Source organism: Candidatus Hydrogenedentota bacterium, assembly GCA_016791475.1.
In the GTDB taxonomy this organism is placed as follows: domain Bacteria; phylum Hydrogenedentota; class Hydrogenedentia; order Hydrogenedentales; family JAEUWI01; genus JAEUWI01.
On record JAEUWI010000124.1, the window covers coordinates 1 to 918 of the forward strand.

The window sequence follows — 918 nt, forward strand, 5'->3', positions numbered from 1 at the left end:
CAAAATGTTTGGATTGCTTAATCCACCTGTTGGGGTCCAATAAAATTTAGAATAATTCCCTTGTACGGAGCCTTGTAATTGCAAGGTTTGGCTGGAATCACATTTAACCAAATCAGGACCGGCATTGACCATTAGACCAGGGCATTGTGCCTGCAATTCAATTGATTTTAATATGAAAACTAAAATCGGTAATAGGTTTAAGCAATTTTTGTATGCCACGTGTTGAATTAACTTAAGCAATAAAATTACTACATTTTTTAAATTGGAGAGCAGGATACTAGGAGAAGAGGACAAGAGGAGAGGATGAGAAGCGGAGACGAGGACTGATTGGTTGGAAAGCCATTTCAGTACATTTTTTTTCTACAGACTACAGACTACAGACTACAGACTATAGACTATTCGCAGCTTAATTGCTTATAAGCTACTAATTTTTTTTGACTTCTGACAGTTGATTTCAGAAGACTAAATTATTTGCCATACTTTAAATGAATTACTTTTGAATGACCCTTAGCGCTGACATTTACGATATAAAGATTGTCATATTCGGAATCCGGTATATTTCCATAAGTATTTTTACCAATCAAAAGATTGAGTATAAGATTTGTTGTATTGGAATGCCCGGCAATATAGACAGCTTGACCGCGGTATTGATTTAGTATGGTTGTAACCAATTCATCTAATTTTGAAGGGTCATAAATTTGAGTATTGATATTGTAATTTGCCGCAACTTTAGCAGAAGTTTCTAAAGTACGTTTGTAATTGGTAGAATAAACTGCTTGTATAGATGTGTTTTTTAGTATCCTTGCTAATTCATTGGCTCTTTCTTGACCTGCACTGCTTAAAGACGGATCTGTGCCAATGCCAGTAGTTTCTGCATGTCTTGTTAAAATGAAACTTGTTGTTGAATCTTGCATGTAT

At 35.1% G+C, this 918-nt stretch carries 1 protein-coding gene; it reads right to left on the reverse strand.

The annotated features are described in order from the left end of the window. Nucleotides 1–467 precede the first annotated feature (467 nt). Nucleotides 468–918, reverse strand: a 451-nt coding sequence (locus JNK74_28195; GenBank protein MBL7650070.1) for a histidine phosphatase family protein, incomplete at its 5' end; no start/stop codon positions are given.